Raw genomic sequence first — 21,183 nt, 5'->3', positions numbered from 1 at the left:
GCCACTGGGTGGGCGGTCGACGCTCCCGGCGCGACGGGCCGACGGGCCCGCGGGCCTCGGGGCCCACGGGCGTCGGCGGCTCGGGCCGAAGGGTCGGCCGGCATACGGGCCGACCGGTTTCACGGACTCACAGGAACAGCCTTACCCCGAACGACTCACGAGGCCCTCGACAGCGGCCGGTTCTGCCAGGAGCCTCCGCCCGGCGACCGCCGGCCGCCGCAGCGCCGACCCAAGACGGCCGACACCCAAGCGGTCTGACTCGCGGTCATCTCAACAGCCATGCACCACCCCGAGTCGGGCTCCCCTGACGCGCGGGGCTCGGACCTTCCGACACTCGGTTGGGGGGGGGGGGGGGCCGTAAAAAACAAAACCCGCCGGGGTTGTCCCCCCGTCGTTAAAATGTAAATGGGGGGCGCCGGCCCCGGGCGGGGCCCACCGCTTCCGTCCCGGACGCACCACCGTGGAACGGGACATGACGAACAGTCAGGACAACCGAAAGCTCTCAGGCCGCGACCTTCACCCGCTCCGCCCCGAAGGCCGCCGCACCGACCGTGGGCCGTACCGCCGCCGCACCGACCGTGGGCCGCACCGCCGGCCGTACCGCAGCCACCGCGCCGGCGCCGCAGCCCCCGTGCAGGCGGGCCAGCCCGGCCGCCAGGGCGATCCGGTCCCCGGCCAGCCAGAGCCGCAGGGCCGCCGAGAGCGCGGCGCTGGCCGGACCGGCCGCGGGGCCGCCGGTCCGCACGAGCCGCTCACCGAGCAGCGGCAGCAGGTCCGCGACAGGGGCGGGCAGCCACAGGGTGAGCGCGAAGGGTGCCGGTCTGGACAGCACGCGCAGCAGCGGCAGGACGCAGGTGTCGTCGTGCAGCGCGGGGATGACCTCCAGCAGTCCGTCCACCGCCACGTCCGAGACGTCGCCACCGTGCCCGCGCGCGAGTTCGCGCAGCAGCGCGCGCTCGGCGGCGGTGATCCGGACGGTCAGCATGACTTCTTCGCAGTCCATGGTCCCGGCCCCTTGTCGTGGAGAGTTCGTGGTGTGGTCGTCGCGCCGTGGTGTCAGTCCTGTGCCGAGTGGGTTCCTGCCCCGATCCGGCCGTCCGACACCGGTGCTATCAGGCCGTAGTGGCCGTCGAAGCGGCGGTAGAGCACCCGGGCCCGGTGGTCGCCGGGGTCGGTCCAGCCGACGAACGGGCGGCCGGTGAGCCAGAGCCGGCGGGCCGCCTCGGCGAGGTCGAGCGGCGGCATCGCGCTGGTGCCGGCGGCGCACAGCTCCACCGTGCCGCCCGGCGAGCAGCGGTGGACCAGGCTGTCGCGCCCGGTCGCGGCGTCCGCGAAGAGGTGGAACCGCCGGTCGAGGGCGAGCAGTTCGAGCACGGCCTGTTCGGGGCCGCGGCGGGCGAGCACGACCGCCTTGTGCCGGGCGATCCGCCGCTGGGCGAGCGGGCGGTCGGCGTACTGGGGCCGGTAGGCGCTCTCGTAGGCGGCGGCGAAGCCGATGTCTCCCTGCTCGCGCAGCCGGACGACCCGGCCGGCCAGCGTGCCGAGCACCAGGTCGACGGACTCCCGCGCGGTGCCGGTGGCCAGCTGCACCCGGACCGGCCCGAGACCCGCCAGCTCGACGTCCGCCTGGGCCAGCGCGGGCCGGGTCACCGACCGGCTCCGCGAGCGGGTCAGTCGCAGTCGCAGCGCGTGGGCGTCGGGGCCGAGCGCCGTGGCGGTGGCCAGCGCCCGGACCCGGGCGTACTCGGCCTCCTCACGCGGCAGCTCGCCGCGGATCTCCACCCGGACGTCGAGGGCCGGCCGGTGGCGCAGACGGGTCATCAGGTTCCTCCTTCTTCGCATCCATGCTGTCCCTCGCACGCCCGTGCGGCGAGGGTCCAAAGACCCTGCAGTCCGGGCAAGCACCGGGCCCCCCGGGCGAAGACATCCGCGCAGGTCAACACGGAGCTTCGAGCACGCACGAAAGGGTCGATCCACTCGGCCGTTGGAGTGATCCCCGCACATTCGGCGCAACGCTCGGGAAACCGGCGCGTTTGCTCAACGTGCGCCCTCCCGCCGGGGGCGCGCGCGGGGGCCGCGCTGGGCGGTCCCCCGCTTCCCGGCCGGCCCGCCGCTGCCACCCGGTATCGCCCGCACCGGCCACTCTGGTGAGAGGTAGTGTCATGTCCCTGCTGACCGAGACTCGGAAGCTGATCGTCCCGCCGAGAACCGTGCCCGGCCCGTCCCCGCTGGCCCGTGCCGCCGTCCCCCCACTGGCCCCCGGCGCCCTGCCCGGCCTCGGGCACGCCGGCGCCCTGCTGCGCGACCCGCTGGGCTTCCTCGGCTCGCTCTCCCGCCACGGCGGGGTGGTCCGCATCCGACTCGGACCGCGCACCGTCTGCGTGGTGACCGACGCCCGGCTGGTGCACACCCTGCTCGTCGCGCTGGCCCACGACTGCCCGCGCGGCGCCGTCCAGGACACCCTCAAGACGGCCTTCGGCGACGGCCTGCTGATGTCCGAGGGCCAGGCCCACCGTGACCGCCGCCGGATCATCCAGCCGGCCTTCGGCCCGGACCGGATGGGCGAGTACCTGGCCGTGATGCAGCAGGTCACCGAGGAGCGGGCCGCGCGCTGGCGCCCCGGCCAGGTCCTCGACGTGGCCAAGGAGATGAACCACCTGGCGCTGGAGATCGTCACCCGCACGCTGTTCGACGCCCGGCTCAGCGAGGACGCCACCGTCGCCTTCCACCGGGCGCTGCCGGACCTGGTGAAGGGCCAGATCATCCAGTCCCTCTACCCGAAGCCCTCGCTCGCCCGGCTGCCGCTGCCCGTCAACCGGCGCTTCGACGACGCCGTCCGGGTGCTCAACCGGGTGGTCGACCAGGCCGTCAACGGCCGTGCCCCGACCGCGGGCGCCGGGGCCGGGGCCCGACGCACCCTGCCCGCCCTGCTGCGCGCCGCCACCGACCCGGCCACCGGCTGCCCGCTCACCGAGGCCGACGTCCGCTCCGAGGCGATCACGATGTTCGGCGCGGGCACCGAGACCGTCTCCACCACCCTCACCTGGCTGCTGGACGAGCTGCTGCGCCACCCCGAGGCGGAGGCCCGGATCCTCGACGAGCTGGACGAGCACCTGCCCGTCGGCACCGTCCCCACCCCCGAGGCGCTGGCCCGGCTCACGTACACCCGCAGCGTCACCCAGGAGGTGGTGCGGCTGCACGCGCCCAACGCCTTCCTGATGCGCACCGCCCAGGTGCCGGTCGAGCTGGGCCCGTACCGCGTCCCGGCCGGCACCGAGCTGCTGTACAGCCTCACCGCGCTGCACCGCGACCCGGTGCGCTACCCGGAGCCGACGAGCTTCCGGCCCGAACGCTGGCAGGACGGTGGCGGCACCGGACGGCCCTCCTTCCTGCCGTTCGGGGCGGGCAAGCACAAGTGCATCGGCGAGGCCTTCGCCTGGGCGGAGCTGACCGTCGCGGCCGCGGCGATCCTGCGCCGCTGGCGCCCGACAGCCGTGCCGGGCTCCCGGGCCCGCGAGGTGGTGTGGACGACGGTCCAGGCGCACGGCCTGCGGGTACGGCTCGCGCCACGCGGCGCGCGCTCCCCACGCGGGCGCACCGCGGCGGCCTCCCCCGACGGCGACGCCGCCTCCTCACCGGGGAACGCAGTGGCCTCCTCGCAGGGCGAGCCGCCGCCCGACCGGTGTCCGTTCACCGCCCCCGCCGCAGCCACGAGCCCCGCCCCGGCCCCGGCCCCGGCCGCACCCACGACCCCGGCCGCACCCACGGCCTCGGCCACGCCCACGAGCCCGGCCGGTCCGGCGGCCCCCCAGCCACGCGCCCACCTGCGCCTCGCCGCCGACCGGCACGCCGACTGGGTGGTCCACCACGGCCTGCTCACCGCGCCCGAGCTGCCCCGCTACCGGGCCTACGCGCTGCACGAGCTGATCGGCCACGCCTTCCCCCGCACCCGGGGCGCCGAACTCGACCTCCTGGTGGACATGCTGGGCTGGTTCACCATCCTGGACGACCGCTTCGACGGCTCGCCCGGCCGCCACCCCGACGAGGCCCGCGCCCTGGTCGACCCGCTGATCGCGGTCCTCGACGGAGCCCCCGGCGGGAGCCCGTCCGAGAGCCACACACTGCTCTCCTGGCGGGAGTTGTGGCAGCGGCAGACCGCGTCGATGTCCCCGGAGTGGCGCGCCCGGGCGGCCCGGGAGTGGCGGGCCTGCCTGGCCACCTTCCCCGCCGAGGCCGACCACCGCGCCCGCGGCACCGTGCCCGCCCTCGGCCTCGACCTCACGGACACCATGCACCTGCGCCGGCACGGCAGTTGCCTCTACCCGTTCATGAACATACTGGAACGGGTCCACGGCGCCGACGCCCCGGCCGCGCTGCACGCGGAGCCCGCGCTGCACCGGCTGCGCGCCAACACCGCCGACGCCGCCACACTGATCAACGACCTCTACTCGCTGAGGCGCGAGGAACGACAGCCCGGGGCCGCGTTCAACACCGTGATCGCCCTCCAGCGGGCCCACGGCTGCACCCGGAGCCGGGCGGTCCACTCGGTGCGCGCCCAGGTGGTGCGGCTGCAGCAGGAGAGCGAGGAACTGCGCCGCGAGCTGCTGTGCCGCCACCCGGCCGGGCGCTGGTACCTGGACGGCACCCGGGAGCTGATCGCCGGCGTGCTGGCCTGGACCAGCACCAGCGACCGCTACCTGGTGCCGGACCGCGGCCGGCGCCGGTGAGGGTCCCGCCTCCGGCGCAGCCGAGCGTCCCGTTCCCCGCGCAGGTGAGGCTCCCGCCTCCGGCGTGCTACTTCCGGCCGCCGAGCGCGAACAGCAGCAGCACGAAACCGGCGAACAGGTGCGTGGCGAAGATGTAGATGCCCGCGCGGATCAGCATCGCCTTGCGGCGCCGCTTCTCCTCGCTCGTACCGTCGTCGCTCGTGCTGTCGCTCATGGTGGTGCTTCTCCTCGGATCGGGCGGACGGACCGGGCTCGGCTCAGCGGGGCCGACCACCGGGGGCGCGCAGCTCGGTGAGCAGCGCGCCCTGGTCGGTGATCAGCTCGGTCAGGATCCGTCGGGCCGCGCGCAGCAGCTCTGCGACGTCCGGGGTGCTGAGCGCGTAGACCACGGTGTTGCCCTCGCGGGTCGCCGTGACCAGCTGGGTGCGGCGCAGGACCGCGAGCTGCTGGGAGAGGTTGGAGGGCTCGACCTCGATCTCCGCCAGCAGCTCGCGCACCGGCCTGGGTCCGTCCTGGAGCAGCTCCAGGACCCGGATCCGCACGGGGTGGCCGAGGGTGCGGAAGAACTCCGCCTTGGCCTGGTACAGCGGTACCGGCATCGTTCGCGCGCTCCCTCGGGTCCGGCTCGGTGGTCGTCCGGCCGGGCGGGATCGTTGCCGCGGCCGGTAGGCATCATCGCGACAGATGAAGATTTCTTCAAGTCGTCACAGTGCGCCGACCACCCGACGGGCCCGGGCCGCGGGATCGACCACCGGGCCCCGGCCGTGTCACGACAGCCGAAGGCCGAGCCCGGGATGCTGCCAACTCCCGGACTCGGCCGCAACGGTGACGATCCGTCAGCAGGCTACGGGCACATCGACGGTGGCCGGCACCTGGCCGCTCCAGAACCCCTCGACATCGAAGGACACGTGCACGGTGGACCCGCACGCCACGGTGGCCGCGATGCCGTCGACCCGCACGGTGCTCACCTGGAACACGGTGCGGCCGTTCACCGCACCGAGCGAGGCCCCGCCGGCCACGTCGGCCGACAGGTGGGTCACCAGCTCCTTGGGCGCCGGCGGCCACGGGGTACCCGGGGACGGCGGGCCGGCCAGGCCGATCTTGCCGTAGATCGCGACGCTGTCACCGGTGACGTCGGCGCAGGCGTAGGTGGCGAGGCCGGCCTGGAGGCTGTAGTTCCCGCAGGTGGTGACGGTGGTGGTGGCCAGGGCCGGAGCCGCGGCGAAGGCGGGGACGGGAGCCGAGAGCAGGGCGACGGCGCCGGCGGCACCGGCGGCGATCCGGGCGATCCGGTTCATGGGTTCCTCCTTGAGGGGGACGAGAACGGGCTAGGGACAGGTGACGTGGTACATATGACATTTCATAGGCCCACAACAGGAACTTTGCCATGTGATTCATAAGCCCAGAGCCCGATTTACCCTTTGAACCGAATGCTCGACTGAAATCAGACCTTCGATGGCGCAATCACCCTCGAACGGCCAAACTTCCGCACCTGCCCAGGCAACGCCCGCGTTGAGCCCGGGTGAACCGCATCCGAACCGTCGCCGGGGCCACCGCCGGGACCGCCCTCTCGACCGCCCTCGCGACCGCTCCCTCCCCGCCCGCCGGCACCCGCGCGCTCAGCCCAGGGAGGCGCGCAGGGCGTCGACGCGGGACACGGCGTCGGTGAAGGCGTGCCGGTCGAGGCGGCCGTCGTCCAGGGCGGCGGCCAGCGCCTCGGTGGCGTCCTCGGCCTGCCGGGGGTCGCGGGCGGAGCAGAGCATCAGGTCCATCCCGGCCGCGGCGGCGGCCAGCGCGCGGTCGCCGGTGCCGCCGTACGGGGCGAGCGCCTGGGCCTCCATCGCGTCGGTGACGGTCACGCCGCCGAAGCCCAGCCGGCCGCGCAGCTCGCCCTGGATGATCCTGGGCGAGAACCCGGCCGGGTGGTCCGGGTCCAGCGCCGGGTAGACCGCCCAGGAGGCCATCACCAGTCGCACGCCCGCCGCGATGGCCGCCCGGTACGGGGCCTCACCGCGGGAGCGGAGCTGTGACAGCGGCACGTTCAGGGTGACCGGCCGCTCGTCGGTGTTCTCGCCCCGTGGCGCGGCGCCGAGGCCGGGGAAGTGCTTGGCGGTCGCGGCCACGCCGAGGCCCTGCTGGGCGGCGAGGAAGGCGCTGCCCAGCTCCGCCACCTTGGCGGGGTCCTGACCGTAGGAGCGCTCGAAGTGGTCGATGAAGTTGTCCGGGGTGTCGTAGACGTCGAGCACCGGGGCGAGGTTGAGGTTCAGCCCGGCGTCGGCGAGGGTCCGGGCGGCACCGGCCCCGGTCTCCGCCGCCGCGGCGAGCGGGTTCGCCGCCGACCCGACGCGCCGGGCGGAGAGTTCGGGCTCGCCGGGCAGCCGGCGGACCTTGCCGCCCTCCTGGTCGGTCATCAGCAGCAGGGTGCGCGGATGCGGCGCCTCGGCCGCGGCCTGCTTCAACTCGGCGACGGCCTCGGCGAGTTGCTCGGGACTGGTGACGTTCTCGCCGAACAGGATCACCCCGGCCGCCCGGCCCTCCCGGATCACCTGGAGCACCCCGGGCGGAGGTGTCGGACCGGGGTACGACAGCACGATCCGCCGCCCGGCGAGCACCCGGGAGTCCTCCTGCTCGTGGCCGGCCATCGCCGCGCCCCTCTCGTTCGAAGCGTTCGAGGCGCTCGAAGCGCTCGAAGCAGTCGAAGCGCTCGAAGCAGTCGATACGGTCGAAGCGCCCGGGCCGCCCGGGGCACCCGGGTTGCCGCCCGGCCGGGCGGATGATCCGAGCGGCACCGGGCCGAGCGCGGCTCCCATCACGGCCAGCACGACGCCGAACTGGGCGACACTTCGGAACGGGACCATCACGCCTCCCGGGCCAATACTTGACTACGGCATGTCAACCTACCCCGGGGCACGGCCCGGCACTCCCTCTGCGCAGCTTTATCCGATATTCCGACTTATAAGCCATCGGAGACCGTCCTGGGCCGCGCCCTACGCCGACCGGGTGGCCACCGGGGCCCGCCGCCGCGCCGGAGCCGACACCGAGGTCAGGACGACCGCCGGACCAGCCGGCCCAGGACGGCCACGCCCTCGGTGATCTCCGCCGTCGAGCCCGCCGCGTAACCGAGGACCAGACCGGGCGGGTACGGGAGCCGGGCATGCCAGGACAGCGGCTGCACCTTGACCCCCTCGGCCAGCGCGGCGGCAGCCAACTCGGTGTCGGTGCGACCGGCATCCTCCGGGAGCGTCAGCATCAGGTGGAGGCCCGCCGCCGCGCCGTGCACGGTGGCCCCCGGCAGGTGGGTGCGGATGGCCGCGATCATGGCGTCCCGGCGTCGCCGGTGGCGGCGGCGCAGCAGCCGCAGGTGGCGGTCGAGCTCACCGGACTCCATCAGCCGGGCGAGCACCAGCTGGGGCAGCACCGGGTTGCCGAGGTCGGCGAAGCGCTTGGCGTCCAGGACGGCGTCCCGCAGCCGGGCCGGGACCAGCAGCCAGCCGGTGCGCAGTGCGGGGGCGAGCAGCTTGGAGACGCTGCCCGCGTAGCAGACCTGCTCCGGCAGCGCGGCCCGCAGCGCCGGGACGGGCGGACGGTCGTAGCGGTGCTCGGCGTCGTAGTCGTCCTCGATGACCAGGCCGCCCTCGGCGGCCCAGCGCAGCAGTGCGCGCCGCCGGTCACCGCCGAGGACGACGCCGGTCGGGTACTGGTGCGCGGGGGTGAGCAGGACGGCCGGGGCGCCGGTGGCGCGCAGCGCGTCGACCCGGATGCCCTCGGCGTCGACCGGGACGGGCGGGGTGGCGGCGAGCCAGTGGGCGAGGTGCTGCCGGGCGCCGAGCGAGCCCGGGTCCTCGACCGCGACCTCGCCGACACCCGCCCGGCCGAGGGCGCGGCCGAGCAGGGCGAGGGCCTGGGCCGTGCCGGCGACGATCAGCACCTCGTCCGGGTCGGCGCGGATGCCCCGGTTGCGGGCCAGCCAGTGGGCGACGGCCCGGCGCAGGGCGGGGGTGCCGCGGACGTCGCCGTAGCCGAGGTCGGCCGCGGCGAGGCCGTCGAGGACGGCGCGTTCGGCGCGCAGCCAGGCGGTGCGGGGGAAGGCCGCGAGGTCGGGCACGCCGGGGGTGAGGTCGATCCGGGCCGGCGCGGCGCGCAGCCGGTCGAAGACCTCGGGGGCGGGGTCGTCCAGGAACAGCGCGGGCGCCGGACGGGGCCGGTCCGCCCCTGGCCCCTCTCCCGGTACTGCGGAGGCGACGGCGGCCGCGACCACGACCGTTCCGCCGCGCCCGCGGCCGGCCAGCTGCCCCTCCTCGGCGAGGCGCTGGTAGGCGTCGGTCACCACCCCGCGGGAGACGCCCAGTTCGGCCGCCAGCACCCGGCTGGCGGGCAGCCGGCTGCCGCTCGGGAGCCGCCCGTCGGCGACGGCCTCGCGCAGCCGGCGGGCGAGCCAGTCGGTGAGGCCGCCGGGCGGGGCGTCGGCGGTGTCGAGCTGGAGGAAGTCGGCGCCGGCCTCTTTGGACCGGTCGGATGCCTCGGCTTTGGACCTGTTCACCGGACCATAGTGGCGGCGAGGGTGGGGCCATGACCACGGAAACGTCCACACCCGCGGCTGCCGCGGCGCCGGAGCACCCCGGTGACTACGTCCACGGCTACTCGCGGACCGAGGCACGGCGCCTCGGCGACCAGGCCGACACCCTCGCCGAACTGCTGCACGCGGGCACGGCCTACCCGGCGGGCAGCCAGGTGCTGGAGGCGGGCTGCGGGGTGGGGGCGCAGACCGTGCACCTGCTGGCCGCCAGCCCGGGCGTACGGCTGACGGCGGCGGACCTCTCGGCGGACTCCCTGGCCCTCGCCCGCACCCGGGTGGCCGCCCAGGCGCCCGCCGCGGACGTCATCTGGCACCACGGCGACCTGCACCGACTGCCGTTCCCGGACGGCTCCTTCGACCACGTCTTCCTGTGCTTCGTCCTGGAGCACCTGCCCGACCCGACGGCCGGGCTGGCGGCACTGCGCCGGGTGCTGCGCCCGGGCGGGACGATCACGGTGATCGAGGGTGACCACGGCTCGGCGCTGTTCCACCCGGAGAGCCCGGCGGCCCGCCGCACCGTCGACCACCTGGTCCGGCTGCAGGCCCGGGCGGGCGGCGACGGCCTGCTGGGCCGCCGCCTCCAGCCGCTGCTGACGGCGGCCGGCTTCGCCCGGGTGTCGGTCCGCCCGCGCACGGTCTACGCCGACGACTCCCGTCCGGCTCTGGTGGAGGGCTTCACCCGGCGGACCTTCGTCGCGATGGTCGAGGCCGTACGGGCGGAGGCGCTGGCCGCCGGGCTGACCACCCCGGAGGACTTCGACCGGGGTGTCACGGAGCTGCGCCGCGCGGCCGAGCCGGGCGGGACGTTCCACTACACCTTCTTCAAGGCGGTGGCGGTCAGGCCGTAGCCGACCGGCACGGGCATGCCACCGGCCCCGGCACCGGCGGCCGGCACGGGCATGCCACCGGCCCCGGTGCCGGCGGCCGGCACGGGCACGGGCACGGTCACGGGCCCCGGCGCGGACTACTCCGGGCCGTCCCCGAGGTCCGCCAGCAGGGCGCGCATCACCTCGACGAGCGCCGTCCGCTGCGCCTCGTCGAGGCCCGCCAGCATGCGGTACTCGGTGGCGAGGTGGTCGGGCAGCGCGCGGTCGATCAGGGCGTGGCCGTCGGCGGTGAGGGCCACCTCGCGGCTGCGGCCGTCCTGGTCGCTGCGGGTGCGGGTGACCAGGCCGCGGGCCTCCAGCCGGTCCAGGCGCTGGGTGATGGCACCCGAGGTGACCATCGCGGACTGCATCAGGCCGGTGGGGGTGAGGCGGTAGGGCGGTCCGCTGCGCTTGAGGGTGGCGAGGACGTCGAAGGAGGCGGCGTCCAGCCCGTGTTCGGCGAAGGTGCGGTTGAGCGCCGCGTCCACCAGCCGGTAGAGGCGTTTGAGCCGGCCGAACACCTCCATCGGGGAGACGTCCAGGTCGGGGCGCTCGGCGCCCCACTGCGCGACGACGCGGTCCACATGATCTGCCACGGGTTCAGGGTAGGCGATCCCGACAGTATTCCTTAGCGGTGAGGTAACTGTGAGCCACATCACTTCATCGATGCAATGAAGAATGCCTTAGCGCTGAGATACATTGCCTTAGTGCTAAGAAATCGCCTCGCCCTCGTCCTGATGACGGCCCTCGCCCCGGCGGCCTGGGGCACCACCTACCTGGTCACCACCGAACTCCTGCCGCCCGGCCGCCCGCTGCTCGCCGCCGTCATCCGCTGCCTGCCCGCCGGGCTGCTCCTGATCGGCCTCACCCACCGTCTGCCGCAGGGCAGTTGGTGGTGGCGCTCACTGATCCTCGGCGCCCTGAACATCGGGGTGTTCCAGGCGCTGCTCTTCATCGCCGCCTACCGTCTGCCCGGCGGCATCGCGGCCACCGTCGGCGCCGTCCAGCCGCTGGTCACCGCCGGGCTCTCGGCCCTGCTCCTCGGCGACCGGCTCACCCTGCGCACCGTGCTGTCCGGCATCGCGGGCGTCGCGGGCGTCAGCCTGCTGGTGCTGCGGGCCAACGCCGCGCTGGACGCGGTCGGGGTGCTCGCCGCGCTCGGCGGCGCCGTGGTGATGGCCGCCGGCATCGTCCTCTCCAAGCGCTGGGTCTCCCCCGCGCCGATGCTCGCCACCACCGGCTGGCAGCTCACCACCGGCGGGCTGCTGCTGGTGCCGGTGACGCTGCTCGCCGAGGGTGCGCCGCCCTCCCACTACAGCCTCGCCAACGTGCTCGGCTACACCTACCTGTGCCTGATCGGCGCGGCCGTCACCTACGCGCTCTGGTTCCGCGGGCTCCGCGCGCTGCCGCCGACCTCGGTCTCCTTCCTCTCGCTGCTCAGCCCCGTCGTCGCCACCCTGCTCGGCTGGCTGGCGCTCGGCCAGGACCTCAGCCCGCTCCAGGGGCTCGGCGCGCTGGTCGTGCTCGGCGCGCTGATCGCCGCCCAGACCCGACGGCCGCGCACCGCACCGGAGCCGTCGCCCGGTGCCGAGCCGTCGGACGACACCGAGCCGGCGCCCGACGCCGAGCCGACGGCCGCCCCGCGGCCCGCCCGCGAGAACGCCTGACCCCGCTCCACCACCACCGGTCCCCACCAGTCCAGGGAGTTCCCCATGCGCATCACCGTGTTCGGCGCCACCGGCAACGTCGGCAGCCGGGTCGTGGCCGAGGCCCTGACCCGCGGCCACCGGGTCACCGCCGTCGTACGGGACCCGGCGAAGCCGCACGGGCTGCCGTCCGCCACCGCCCTGGCCGTCGGCGACGCCCGCGACCCCGAGGACGTCGCCCGGATCGCGACCGGGCAGAACGTGGTGATCACCGCCACCCGTCCGCTGCCCGGCAGCGAGCACGAGCTGGCCGTCGCCACCAGGGGCCTGCTGGCCGGGATCGCCGGGACCGGCGTGCGGCTGCTGGCCGTCGGCGGCGCGGGCAGCCTGCTCGTCCCGGGCGGCGGCGGGACCGCCCTGGTCGACAGCCCCGGCTTTCCCGAGGAGATCCGGCCGATCGCCCTGGCCTGCGGCGAGCAGTTCGACCTCTACCGCGCCGCCGGCCCGGAGGTCGACTGGACGTACCTGAGCCCGGCCGCGGTGCTGGAGCCCGGTGTGCGCACCGGCCGGTTCCGGACCGGCCGCGACGAACTGCTGGTCGACGCCGCGGGCGACTCGGCGATCTCCATGGAGGACCTCGCCGTCGCGCTCCTCGACGAGGCCGAGCGGCCCGCCCATCGCCGGGCCCGCTTCACCGCCGCCTACTGACCCACCGACCGCCCGCCGCCCGTCGACCGCCGACCGCCGACCGCCGGGCCGACCGGAGCCCCCGCCCCGGCGGGGGTGTACCCAGCACCACCCCGAAGACGGCAGCGGGCGTGATGGATCATCAGGCCGGGCCCCGACAGGATCGTTCCCGTGACCAAGACCGCTACCCGGCAGACCGCAACCGCCGCACCCCGCGCCCGGCGCACCCGACGCGTCACCCTGGCCCTCACCGTCGCCGCCGTCCTGGCCGCCCTGGCCTCGCCCGCCACCGCGGGCGCCGCCACCGGCCGCGACCCGGGCGACGCCGACCGGGCGCCCGCCCGCTACACCCTCCAGACCCTCGACTGGAAGCCCTGCGCCGGGCAGCCCGCGCTGGACTGCGCCACCATGGCCGCCCCACGCGACTGGCACCACCCCGGCGCCGGGGCCGACCTGACCATCGCCGTCTCCCGGCACCGCGCCACCGACCCGGCCAAGCGCAAGGGCACCCTGCTGATGGCGGCCGGCGGCCCCGGCGGAACCGGCCTGGCGCGCCCGGCCTTCCTGGCCGCCGGCGCCCCGGCGGTCGCCGCCGCGTACGACATCGTCGGCTTCGACCAGCGCGGCGTCGGCGAGAGCACCAGGGCGGTCTGCCAGACCCCGGAGGAGTTCCAGGAGTTCCTGGCCGGCGACTACCGCGACCAGTCCCCCGCGGCGATCGACCGGGTCATCGCCAACTCCAGGAAGCTGGCGGCCAGTTGCCAGGAGCGCAGCGGAGACCTCCTGCCCTACCTGACCACCGAGCAGACCGCCCACGACATCGACCTGTTCCGCGGCCTGCTCGGCGAGCGCAAGCTCAGCTACTACGGCCCGTCCTACGCCTCGATGATCGGCGCCTACTACGGGACGCTCTTCCCGCACCGGGTCGAGCGGATGGTGCTGGACAGCAACATCGGCTTCGACGGCACCTGGGAGACGTACGAGCTGGGCCAGCCGATGAGCTTCCAGCGCCGCTTCGACGAGGACTTCACGCCCTGGCTCGCGGCCAGGGACGCCACCTACCACTGGGGCTCCACACCGGAGCAGGTGCGGGCGCACTGGGAGCGGCGGCGCGCGGCGCTGCACGACTCCCCCATCGTCGAGGGGGCGCTGACGATCGGCCCGAACCAGCTGGACAGCCTCACCATGTCGGCGATCTACCGGGCGTCCGACTTCCCCACCCTGGCCCGGCTGCTGACCACCCTGGACACCTGGCAGGACGCCGACCCGGCCACCCGGGCGGCGGCCGCGAAGGCCTACAACAGCTACCTCAGCCCGGAGTTCGCGGCCGAGTACTTCGCGGTGACCTGCAACGACACCCCGTGGACCAGGGACCTGGGCACCTGGATCCGGCGCGGCGCGGAGAACACCGCCCGCTGGCCGCTGGCCGGCGCCCGGACGCTCGCCTTCAGCGCGGTCTGCGCCGCCTGGCCGGTCGCCCCGGCGCCCGAGGTCAAGGTGACCGGCGCCCATCTGCCGACCACGCTGATGCTCAACTCGGTGCACGATCCGGCGACCTACTACGAGGCGGCGCTCGGCGCCCACCGCGCGCTGCGCGGCTCCAGGCTGGTCACCGTCACCGGGAACGGCGACCACGGCCAGTACCCCACGTCCAACGCCTGTGTCAGCGGGGCGGTCGAGCGCTACCTGCTGGACGACACCGCACCCGAGCACGACCTCACCTGCCCGTCCCCGCAGGCCGGCTGAGCAGTCGATCAGCTCCCGGGCCGGGCCCGCAGCCTGGCCCGGAGCCAGGCGAAGCCGACGGCCAGCCCGGCGAACCCTCCGACGGCGAGCTTGATCCCGGCCTTGGCGACGATCCAGCCGATCCACGGGACGGTCCACCCCAGCCAGTGGAACACGGCCAGCAGCACCGCGGCGCCGAACGCCGCCGCGAGCACGGTGACCGCGACGGCGGCGGACCGCGACAACTCCCGCGGGCCGTCGGCGCGTTCGCCCGCGGCCGCGCCGTCCTGACCGGCAGTCGGCCCGTTCACCATGTCGTTCGTACCCTCCTCGGTCATGGAGGCGATGGTACGGCGTCAGCGGCGGGCGTGATGGGTGTCGCCGACGTACTCGCCGGTCTCGCCGTCGGGGAAGCTGACGGCCATGGTGACGCGGTACTCGTGGACGTCCTCCCGGTGCCCCGGCACCCGCGCCCACGCCATCGAGTGCACCTCGGCCTCGGGGGCCTGCCGGCACCAGGCGGCGGCCTCCTCCAGGGCCCGGGCGGCCGACCGCCCGGTGCACACCACGGCGGTGTACGCGGCGACCGCGACGTCCGCGCCGGAGCGGCCGGTACGCGACACCGCCCGGACGGCCGCGGCGGCCTGGGTCAGGTCACGGGCCAGGTCGTCGACCACCCGAGGGGGAGCCGGCAGGACCACCGCTCCCTCGGCGAGGGTCTCCGGCAGGTTCGCGCTCACGGTCTGGACCTCCATCCGCATCATCACGCGGCACAGCATGCCGGTCGATGATTCCTGGCATGCCCACTTTCACCGGAACGTCACCCGTCCAGGGCCGAGTCCGGGCCGTTCCCTGGCGCCCCGGCGCCCGTCCTGGTAAGGCACGCCGAGCCCGCTCCCCGACGTTCCGGCAGGTCAGCGGGGGGCGGCCACCGGCGGCTCCGGGGAGCCCGAAACACCGCGCACGCACCACCCCCGTGCTCCGAACCGCCGGTCCGGCGCCGGGTGTCGCCCGTCCCACCGCAGTTGGTCCCCCGGTCAACTTTCGGCTTCGCCGCGGGAGTTGCCGCCGGGTGGCGCCGACGAGGCGGCAGGTCGCGGACCTCCCGGTGCGGGGCGGCACCCCGCCGCACCCCGGCTGAAGTGCCGAGTTAACCCCTCGGAGGGCTCCGGTCCGTCTCCCGGTCACCCTGTCCCTGTCAGATCGTCGTGATACTAATCGTCCCGGCGGCGGGCCCCGTCCTCGACTGGGCGGGCACGATGACGACAGCTCAACCGTTCCGGGAAGGTCCGGACGGCGACGGGGAGGGGCAGCGGATGACGGTGCGGATCGGCAAGGCCACGGGTGGGCGCAAGCTCCGGATCGGCAAGCGGGTCACGGGGACGGCTGCGGCTTTCGCCGCGCTGGCCGCGCTGACCGGCTCTCAGGTGACGGGCATCGGGCTCGCTCCGGTCGCGGTCGCCGACGCCGGCCCGGCGAACGGCACCTCGAGCCAGGACTCCGGCCGCCTGCTGCCCGGCGGTGGCCCCTCGACGGACGCTCCCGGCACCTTCGGCACCGGCGTGCCGGCCGACGGCGGCGGCACCGTCCAGCTCCCGCAGCCGCCCGGCGCGCTGCCCGGCCTGCCCTCGGCCGGCCCGTTCGCGGCCACCGGGGCCTCCCTGCCCGCCACGGTCTTCGCCGCCTACCGCCAGGCCGAGGCCTCGCTGGCGCAGCGCTCGCCGGGCTGCCACCTGCCCTGGCAGCTGCTCGCCGCGATCGGCCAGGTCGAGTCCGGCCAGGCCAACGGCGGCCAGGTGGACGCCGCGGGCACGACCCTGACGCCGATCCTCGGCCCGGCGCTGGACGGCAACGGCTTCGCCGCGATAGCCGACACCGACGGCGGCCGCTACGACGGCGACGCCCGCTGGGACCGCGCCGTCGGGCCGATGCAGTTCATCCCGTCCACCTGGGCCTCCTGGGGCGTGGACGCCAACGGTGACGGCAAGGCCGACCCGAACAACGTCTTCGACGCCACCGAGACCGCCGGCCGCTACCTGTGCGCCGGCGGCCGCGACCTCGCCGACCCGGCGCAGCTCGACCGGGCGGTGCTCAGCTACAACAACTCCGGCGAGTACCTGCGGACGGTCCGCAACTGGATGGCGCACTTCGGCAGCGGCGCGGTGACCACCGTCCCGAACCGGCCGGGGCCGGTGGTCCCGCCCACCTCGCCGCCCGCGCCGGGCCTCCCGACGCTCCCGGCCGACGGTTCGGGCCCGGGCGCCGGAGGCACGCCCACCACGGATCCGCAGCCGCCCGCTCCGGTCACGCCCACCCCGGACCAGTCGCCGAGCGCCCAGCCGACGCCGGGCCCGGGCACCACCACCGCCCCCACGCCCGGCGGTTCGACCTCGCCGTCCGCGACGCCGACGACCACCCCGAGCGGCGGCACCTCCCCGTCGGCGACCCCTTCCGGCACGCCCACGGGCACGCCGACGGGCACTCCGACCGGCACGCCCACCGCCTGCCCGGACCCGACGGCCACGCCCACCGGCACGCCCACCCCGACGGGCTCCCCGTCCCCGACCGCCACGCCCACCGGCACCCCGACGGCGACGCCGCTGCCGGGCTGCCCCACGCCCACCCCCACCGCGACGGACACCCCGAGCGCGGCGCCCGGCACTACCCCCAGCGCCGCCTTCTCGCCGTCGGCCGCCCCGACGAAGTGAGCGAAGGGCGCGGGTTCCTCCCCAGGGACCCGCGCCCTTCCGTTCTCACGGCCTGCCGGCCCCGTCCGGCTCCACCACCCGGGAAGCGCTGGGCGACGACCGGCGTCCCGTCGTCGATGACCGGGTGCGCCCCGGGAACGCGGTCACCCCCGCCGCGGAAGAACTCCCCGTGCGCCGCGCGCCATTCGGCCGCGTCGGCGCGGCCCCGTCCCCCCGGCGAGCGCGCACGCCTGCCCGCCCCGCTACAGCTCCCGCCCCGCTACAGCCCCTGGGCCGCCCGGTGCTCGCGCCAGCGGCCCAGCATCCCGTGCACCTCGTCGATCATGAACTCGAAGAAGGCGGCGCTCTCCGCCAGCCGCTCCCCCGCCGCGGTGCCGGCGCCGACGGTGGCCTCGCCGTCGCGCAGCACCCGGATCCAGCGCAGCATGAGCTCGTCGCGCCGGGTCAGCGACTCGAACCAGACGTCGTCGAGCACCCGGTAGCGGTCCCGCCGGGAGCCGGGCTCGCGCTCCTTGGCGACCAGGCCGATCTGGGTCAGGTAGCGCATCGCGCCGGAGACGGCGGCCGGGCTGATCCGCAGCCGTTCGGAGAGTTCGGCGGAGGTGAGCACCCCGCTCTCCTCCGCCATCAGGCAGGAGAAGATCCGGGACGGCATCCGGCCCATGCCCGCGACCACCAGCTCCGCCGCGAAGCGCTCGACGAAGTCGGACACCGCCGTGTCCTCGTGCCCCTCCTCCGGATTCCCCGACCCCTCGGTTCCCTCTACCACCCTGCGCCCCTTTCCCGGTGATCACTCGTCCCCGATGTCAACTTTAAGGACGTCCAAATATTCACGTTTTTCTGAAGCTACGGTAGCTTCAAAAGTATGACCAAGGCCATCACCCTGTCCGGCCTGCGCAAGACCTTCGGCCGGACCACCGCGCTGGACGGCCTCGACCTGACCGTCGAGACCGGCGAGGTCCACGGCTTCCTCGGCCCCAACGGATCCGGGAAGTCCACGACCATCCGCGTCCTGCTCGGCCTGCTGCGCGCCGACGGCGGCAGCGCCCGGATGCTCGGCAAGGACCCGTGGCACGACGCCGTCGAGCTGCACCGCCGCCTCGCCTACGTGCCCGGCGACGTCGAGCTCTGGCCCAACCTCACCGGCGGCGAGGCCATCGACCTGCTCTCCCGGCTGCGCGGCCGGCTCGACCGCCGCCGCCGCGACGAGCTGGTCGAGCGCTTCGACCTCGACCCGACCAAGAAGGGCCGCAGCTACTCCAAGGGCAACCGGCAGAAGGTCGCCATCGTCGCCGCGCTCGCCTCCGACGCCGAGCTGCTGCTGCTCGACGAACCGACCTCCGGCCTCGACCCGCTGATGGAGGTGGTCTTCCAGGACGTCGTGCGCCAGGCCAAGCAGGAGGGCCGCACCGTCCTGCTCTCCAGCCACATCCTGGACGAGGTGGAGAAGCTGGGAGACCGGGTCAGCATCATCCGGCACGGCCGGGTCGTGCAGAGCGGCACCCTCGACGAACTGCGCCACCTCACCCGCACCACCGTCGAGGCCCGCACCCTGCGCCCGGTCACCGGGCTGGAGGCGCTGACCGGCGTGCACGGCCTGAGCACCGAGGGCGACCGGGTCCGCTTCGCCGTGGACGGCCGCGAACTCGACGCCGCCGTAAGGCTCCTGAGCGCGGCCGGGCTGCGCGGCCTGGTCAGCCACCCGCCCACCCTGGAGGAGCTGATGCTGCGCCACTACGGCGACGAGCTGGCCGCCAACGGGCACCGCGCCGAGGGCGAGGCCCTGCGATGACCGCCACCGCCGCCGAGCCGGCCACCGGCCACGCCGCCGCACCCCGCCGCCCGGCGGGCGGCAGCACCCTGACCGGCACCACCGCGCTGCTCCGCTTCGCCCTGCGCCGCGACCGGTTCCGGCTGTCCGCCTGGGTCCTCGGCCTCTGGCTGGTCACCCTGGCCACCGCCGACAGCGTCCGCTCCGTCTACCCGACCGCCGCCGACCGCGCCGCCATCGCGCACGGCTCGGACAACCCGGCGCTGCTCGCCATGAGCGGCCCGGCCCACTACCTGGCCGACTACACCTGGGGCGCCATGCTCGGCCACCGGATGCTCGGCCTGCTGGCCGTCCTGGCCGGCCTGCTGAGCGTCCTGACCGTCACCCGGCACAGCCGGGCCGAGGAGGAGAGCGGCCGCGCCGAACTGGTCCGCTCCACCGCCGTCGGCCGGCACGCCCCGCTCGCCGCCGCCCTGGCCACCGCCGCCGTCGCCGACCTCGCGCTCGGCCTGCTGCTCGCGGCCGGCCTGCCCGCGCTGGGCGTCCCCGGGCTCACCGCCGCCGGATCGGCGCTGTACGGCGCCGCGACCGCCCTCGCCGGGCTGCTGTTCGCCGCGGTGGCCGCCGTCACCGTCCAATTCAGCGCGCACGCCCGGACCGCCTCCGGGCTGGCCCTCACCGTGCTCGGCGCCGCCTACGCGCTGCGCGCCGCCGGGGACGCCGGCTCGGGCGCGCTCTCCTGGGCCTCCCCGATCGGCTGGCTGCAGCGCAGCTACCCCTTCGTGGACGACCGCTGGTGGCCGCTGCTGCCCGCACTCGCCCTGACCGCCGCGACCACCGCCGCCGGATTCGCGCTCAGCAGCCGCCGGGACCACGGCGCCGGCCTGCGCGCCGCCCGTCCGGGCCCGGCCACCGGCAGCCCGGGCCTGGGCACCCCGTTCGGCCTCGCGCTGCGCCTGCACCGCGGCCTGCTCGGCGGCTTCGCGACCGCCCTGCTGCTGGTCGGCGCGATGTACGGCTCGCTGCTCGGCGACGCCGACTCGATGCTCAAGGGCGTCGACCGGATCCGGGAGGCGCTGGACCGGCTCGGCGGGCACACCCTCGCCGACTCCTACGCCGCGCTGACCATGCTGGTCGTCGCGGTGGTCGCGGGCGTCCACGCGGTACTGGCCACGCTGCGCCCGCGCGCCGAGGAGAGCGCGGGACGGGCGGTGCCGGTGCTGGTCACCGGCGTCTCACGGTCCGCCTGGCTGGGCGGGCACCTGGCGGCGGCCCTGCTGGGCTCCACCGCCGTGCTGCTCGCGGCGGGCGTGGGCTTCGGCCTGGCCGGGGCGCTGTCCAGCGGCGACGGGGGCGCGTTCCTGCGGCTGACCGGCGCGGCGCTGGCCTTCGCGCCCGCCCAGTGGGTGACGGTGGGTTTCGCCGCCGCGGTCTACGGCTGGCTGCCCCGGGCCACACCGCTGGCCTGGCTGGTGCCCGCGTACGCGTTCGTGATCGGCTACCTGGGCCCGCTGCTCGACCTCCCCCAGGGCCTGGAACGGCTCTCCCCGTACGGGCAGGTGCCCCGGCTCCCGGCGGCCGCGATGGACTGGACGCCGCTCGCCGTGCTCACCCTGGTCGCGGCCGCCCTGATCGCCCTGGCCCTGGTCGGCTTCCGGCGCCGCGACATCGACTGACGCCCGGCGCCGGGCCCCGCCGCGGGGCTCAGAGGTACTTGACCAGCTCCGGCATCAGGTCCTGGAAGGTCCGCCCGCTGGCCGGCTGGCCGATCGCGGTCATCTGCCAGCCGGTCGCCGTGCGCTGCACCTTCGCCATCACCTGGGCGGTGTACGGGCCGCCGCCGGTGAGCGTGTAGCGGGCCAGCTCGACGCCGGTGGTCTCGTCCACGAGCCGGCAGAAGGCCGCCTCGACCTCCTGGAAGGTCTGCCCGGTGAAGGAGTTGACGGTGAAGACGATCTGGTCGACCTCGGCGGCGACGGTGGTCAGGTTGACCGTGATCGACTCGTCGTCGGTCGCGTCGCCCGCGCCGCCGACCAGGTTGTCCCCGCTGTGCCGGACCGAGCCGTCGTTGCTGGTGAGGTGCTGGAAGAACACCACGTCCACCGGCCGCCCCTGGGCGAACAGCACCGCCGAGGCGTCCAGGTCGATCTCCCGGCCGGCGGCCAGCAGCTTGGCAAGGAAGCCCTTGCGCTCCGCCGCCTTCCAGCCCAGGCCCATCCGGACCAGGCTCAGCTGCCCGCCGCCCGGCTTCTCCAGGCTGATCTTCTGCCCCTTGGCCAGCGAAACGCTCATCGCGTCCTCCTCGTTCTGCCACCGCCCGTGCCGCGAATCTACAGCACTGTAGAGAATTTATGATCATCGACGGTGTCCTGGGAGCACCCCTACCCCGTACTCCCCCGGGCCTCACCCCCGCCTCCCCCTGACCTCACCCCGGTGCCCCCCGGCCCCCGCCCCCGACGACGGTCCGCACACTGAGG

General features: G+C 75.3%; 20 protein-coding genes. 8 read left to right on the top strand and 12 right to left on the bottom strand.

The features are described from left to right. Positions 1 to 502: 502 nt before the first annotated feature. Both ACIQ87_RS34720 and ACIQ87_RS34715 read right to left on the bottom strand, forming a co-directional pair. Positions 503 to 1,003, bottom strand: a complete 501-nt coding sequence (locus ACIQ87_RS34720; protein ID WP_402414859.1) for a hypothetical protein — start codon at positions 1,001 to 1,003, stop codon at positions 503 to 505. Between the two features lie 53 nt (positions 1,004 to 1,056). Continuing rightward, positions 1,057 to 1,821 (bottom strand): sigma 54 modulation/S30EA ribosomal C-terminal domain-containing protein, encoded by a 765-nt coding sequence (locus ACIQ87_RS34715; protein ID WP_402414857.1) that lies wholly within the window; start codon positions 1,819 to 1,821, stop codon positions 1,057 to 1,059. Positions 1,822 to 2,162: 341 nt separating this feature from the next. Between ACIQ87_RS34715 and ACIQ87_RS34710 the strand changes: the two genes are divergently transcribed. Beyond that, positions 2,163 to 4,727 (top strand): cytochrome P450, encoded by a 2,565-nt coding sequence (locus tag ACIQ87_RS34710; RefSeq protein ID WP_402414854.1) that lies wholly within the window; start codon positions 2,163 to 2,165, stop codon positions 4,725 to 4,727. A 67-nt stretch (positions 4,728 to 4,794) separates the two neighbouring features. Here ACIQ87_RS34710 and ACIQ87_RS34705 read toward each other — a convergent pair whose 3' ends face one another. The 5 genes from ACIQ87_RS34705 to ACIQ87_RS34685 form a co-directional block, all read right to left on the bottom strand. Further along, entirely contained in the window at positions 4,795 to 4,941 is a 147-nt protein-coding gene (locus ACIQ87_RS34705; RefSeq protein ID WP_363387484.1) for a DUF6126 family protein, read from the bottom strand. Between the two features lie 43 nt (positions 4,942 to 4,984). Next, positions 4,985 to 5,326, bottom strand: coding sequence for a helix-turn-helix transcriptional regulator (locus ACIQ87_RS34700; protein ID WP_049656769.1), 342 nt, complete (start codon positions 5,324 to 5,326; stop codon positions 4,985 to 4,987). 237 nt (positions 5,327 to 5,563) lie between these two features. Beyond that, positions 5,564 to 6,025 carry a hypothetical protein gene (locus tag ACIQ87_RS34695; protein WP_402414850.1) on the bottom strand — a complete coding sequence of 154 codons (462 nt, stop codon included), beginning with the start codon at positions 6,023 to 6,025 and terminating at the stop codon, positions 5,564 to 5,566. 321 nt (positions 6,026 to 6,346) lie between these two features. After that, positions 6,347 to 7,369 carry a glycoside hydrolase family 3 N-terminal domain-containing protein gene (locus tag ACIQ87_RS34690; RefSeq protein WP_402414847.1) on the bottom strand — a complete coding sequence of 341 codons (1,023 nt, stop codon included), beginning with the start codon at positions 7,367 to 7,369 and terminating at the stop codon, positions 6,347 to 6,349. A 401-nt stretch (positions 7,370 to 7,770) separates the two neighbouring features. Beyond that, positions 7,771 to 9,267, bottom strand: coding sequence for a PLP-dependent aminotransferase family protein (locus ACIQ87_RS34685; protein ID WP_402414846.1), 1,497 nt, complete (start codon positions 9,265 to 9,267; stop codon positions 7,771 to 7,773). A gap of 29 nt (positions 9,268 to 9,296) precedes the next feature. Here ACIQ87_RS34685 and ACIQ87_RS34680 point away from each other — a divergent pair, with 29 nt between their 5' ends. Further along, positions 9,297 to 10,151, top strand: coding sequence for a methyltransferase domain-containing protein (locus ACIQ87_RS34680; RefSeq protein WP_402414845.1), 855 nt, complete (start codon positions 9,297 to 9,299; stop codon positions 10,149 to 10,151). 116 nt (positions 10,152 to 10,267) lie between these two features. Here the strand turns inward: ACIQ87_RS34680 and ACIQ87_RS34675 are convergent, their stop codons facing one another. Beyond that, on the bottom strand, positions 10,268 to 10,765 hold the full coding sequence (locus ACIQ87_RS34675; protein WP_402414842.1) for a MarR family winged helix-turn-helix transcriptional regulator: 498 nt from the start codon (positions 10,763 to 10,765) through the stop codon (positions 10,268 to 10,270). A 111-nt stretch (positions 10,766 to 10,876) separates the two neighbouring features. Here ACIQ87_RS34675 and ACIQ87_RS34670 point away from each other — a divergent pair, with 111 nt between their 5' ends. The 3 genes from ACIQ87_RS34670 to ACIQ87_RS34660 all read left to right on the top strand — a co-directional run bounded on the left by ACIQ87_RS34670 (position 10,877) and on the right by ACIQ87_RS34660 (position 14,248). Continuing rightward, positions 10,877 to 11,836 (top strand): EamA family transporter, encoded by a 960-nt coding sequence (locus ACIQ87_RS34670; protein WP_402414840.1) that lies wholly within the window; start codon positions 10,877 to 10,879, stop codon positions 11,834 to 11,836. Between the two features lie 45 nt (positions 11,837 to 11,881). Then, complete coding sequence (locus ACIQ87_RS34665) at positions 11,882 to 12,523, top strand: NAD(P)-dependent oxidoreductase (RefSeq protein WP_402414837.1); 642 nt, start codon at positions 11,882 to 11,884, stop codon at positions 12,521 to 12,523. Between the two features lie 150 nt (positions 12,524 to 12,673). Next, complete coding sequence (locus ACIQ87_RS34660) at positions 12,674 to 14,248, top strand: alpha/beta hydrolase (protein WP_402414834.1); 1,575 nt, start codon at positions 12,674 to 12,676, stop codon at positions 14,246 to 14,248. Between the two features lie 8 nt (positions 14,249 to 14,256). Here ACIQ87_RS34660 and ACIQ87_RS34655 read toward each other — a convergent pair whose 3' ends face one another. Further along, complete coding sequence (locus ACIQ87_RS34655; RefSeq protein ID WP_402414832.1) at positions 14,257 to 14,565, bottom strand: hypothetical protein; 309 nt, start codon at positions 14,563 to 14,565, stop codon at positions 14,257 to 14,259. 18 nt (positions 14,566 to 14,583) lie between these two features. After that, the gene (locus ACIQ87_RS34650) at positions 14,584 to 15,006 is read right to left on the bottom strand and encodes a hypothetical protein (protein ID WP_402414829.1); all 423 of its coding nucleotides are present in this window, start codon (positions 15,004 to 15,006) and stop codon (positions 14,584 to 14,586) included. Positions 15,007 to 15,543: 537 nt separating this feature from the next. Between ACIQ87_RS34650 and ACIQ87_RS34645 the strand changes: the two genes are divergently transcribed. Continuing rightward, positions 15,544 to 16,935 (top strand): lytic murein transglycosylase, encoded by a 1,392-nt coding sequence (locus ACIQ87_RS34645; RefSeq protein ID WP_402414826.1) that lies wholly within the window; start codon positions 15,544 to 15,546, stop codon positions 16,933 to 16,935. 259 nt (positions 16,936 to 17,194) lie between these two features. Here ACIQ87_RS34645 and ACIQ87_RS34640 read toward each other — a convergent pair whose 3' ends face one another. After that, positions 17,195 to 17,647, bottom strand: coding sequence for a GbsR/MarR family transcriptional regulator (locus ACIQ87_RS34640; protein ID WP_402414824.1), 453 nt, complete (start codon positions 17,645 to 17,647; stop codon positions 17,195 to 17,197). Positions 17,648 to 17,800: 153 nt separating this feature from the next. Between ACIQ87_RS34640 and ACIQ87_RS34635 the strand changes: the two genes are divergently transcribed. After that, the gene (locus ACIQ87_RS34635) at positions 17,801 to 18,727 is read left to right on the top strand and encodes an ABC transporter ATP-binding protein (protein WP_402414821.1); all 927 of its coding nucleotides are present in this window, start codon (positions 17,801 to 17,803) and stop codon (positions 18,725 to 18,727) included. Beyond that, positions 18,724 to 20,382, top strand: a complete 1,659-nt coding sequence (locus tag ACIQ87_RS34630; protein WP_402414818.1) for an ABC transporter permease — start codon at positions 18,724 to 18,726, stop codon at positions 20,380 to 20,382. The genes ACIQ87_RS34635 and ACIQ87_RS34630 overlap by 4 nt, the downstream gene beginning before the upstream one ends. 28 nt (positions 20,383 to 20,410) lie before the next feature. On the opposite strand, the gene ACIQ87_RS34625 is transcribed toward ACIQ87_RS34630, so the two are convergent. Then, on the bottom strand, positions 20,411 to 20,998 hold the full coding sequence (locus ACIQ87_RS34625) for a TerD family protein (RefSeq protein WP_402414815.1): 588 nt from the start codon (positions 20,996 to 20,998) through the stop codon (positions 20,411 to 20,413). Between the last annotated feature and the right edge of the window lie 185 nt (positions 20,999 to 21,183).

Origin of the sequence: Kitasatospora sp. NPDC096204 (assembly GCF_044763205.1) — a bacterium.
GTDB lineage: Bacteria > Actinomycetota > Actinomycetes > Streptomycetales > Streptomycetaceae > Kitasatospora.
Note: the sequence above shows the minus strand (reverse complement) of the source record. Positions and strands in the feature narration are given on the sequence as shown.

Coding starts and splice junctions, on each gene's coding strand:
- ACIQ87_RS34630 (WP_402414818.1), top strand. CDS start 18,724: ATGACCGCCACCGCCGCCGAGCCGGCCACCGGCCACGCCGCCGCACCC.
- ACIQ87_RS34645 (WP_402414826.1), top strand. CDS start 15,544: ATGACGGTGCGGATCGGCAAGGCCACGGGTGGGCGCAAGCTCCGGATC.
- ACIQ87_RS34665 (WP_402414837.1), top strand. CDS start 11,882: ATGCGCATCACCGTGTTCGGCGCCACCGGCAACGTCGGCAGCCGGGTC.
- ACIQ87_RS34690 (WP_402414847.1), bottom strand. CDS start 7,369: ATGGCCGGCCACGAGCAGGAGGACTCCCGGGTGCTCGCCGGGCGGCGG.
- ACIQ87_RS34680 (WP_402414845.1), top strand. CDS start 9,297: ATGACCACGGAAACGTCCACACCCGCGGCTGCCGCGGCGCCGGAGCAC.
- ACIQ87_RS34715 (WP_402414857.1), bottom strand. CDS start 1,821: ATGACCCGTCTGCGCCACCGGCCGGCCCTCGACGTCCGGGTGGAGATC.
- ACIQ87_RS34650 (WP_402414829.1), bottom strand. CDS start 15,006: ATGCTGTGCCGCGTGATGATGCGGATGGAGGTCCAGACCGTGAGCGCG.
- ACIQ87_RS34710 (WP_402414854.1), top strand. CDS start 2,163: ATGTCCCTGCTGACCGAGACTCGGAAGCTGATCGTCCCGCCGAGAACC.
- ACIQ87_RS34625 (WP_402414815.1), bottom strand. CDS start 20,998: ATGAGCGTTTCGCTGGCCAAGGGGCAGAAGATCAGCCTGGAGAAGCCG.
- ACIQ87_RS34695 (WP_402414850.1), bottom strand. CDS start 6,025: ATGAACCGGATCGCCCGGATCGCCGCCGGTGCCGCCGGCGCCGTCGCC.
- ACIQ87_RS34720 (WP_402414859.1), bottom strand. CDS start 1,003: ATGGACTGCGAAGAAGTCATGCTGACCGTCCGGATCACCGCCGCCGAG.
- ACIQ87_RS34635 (WP_402414821.1), top strand. CDS start 17,801: ATGACCAAGGCCATCACCCTGTCCGGCCTGCGCAAGACCTTCGGCCGG.
- ACIQ87_RS34700 (WP_049656769.1), bottom strand. CDS start 5,326: ATGCCGGTACCGCTGTACCAGGCCAAGGCGGAGTTCTTCCGCACCCTC.
- ACIQ87_RS34705 (WP_363387484.1), bottom strand. CDS start 4,941: ATGAGCGACAGCACGAGCGACGACGGTACGAGCGAGGAGAAGCGGCGC.
- ACIQ87_RS34655 (WP_402414832.1), bottom strand. CDS start 14,565: ATGACCGAGGAGGGTACGAACGACATGGTGAACGGGCCGACTGCCGGT.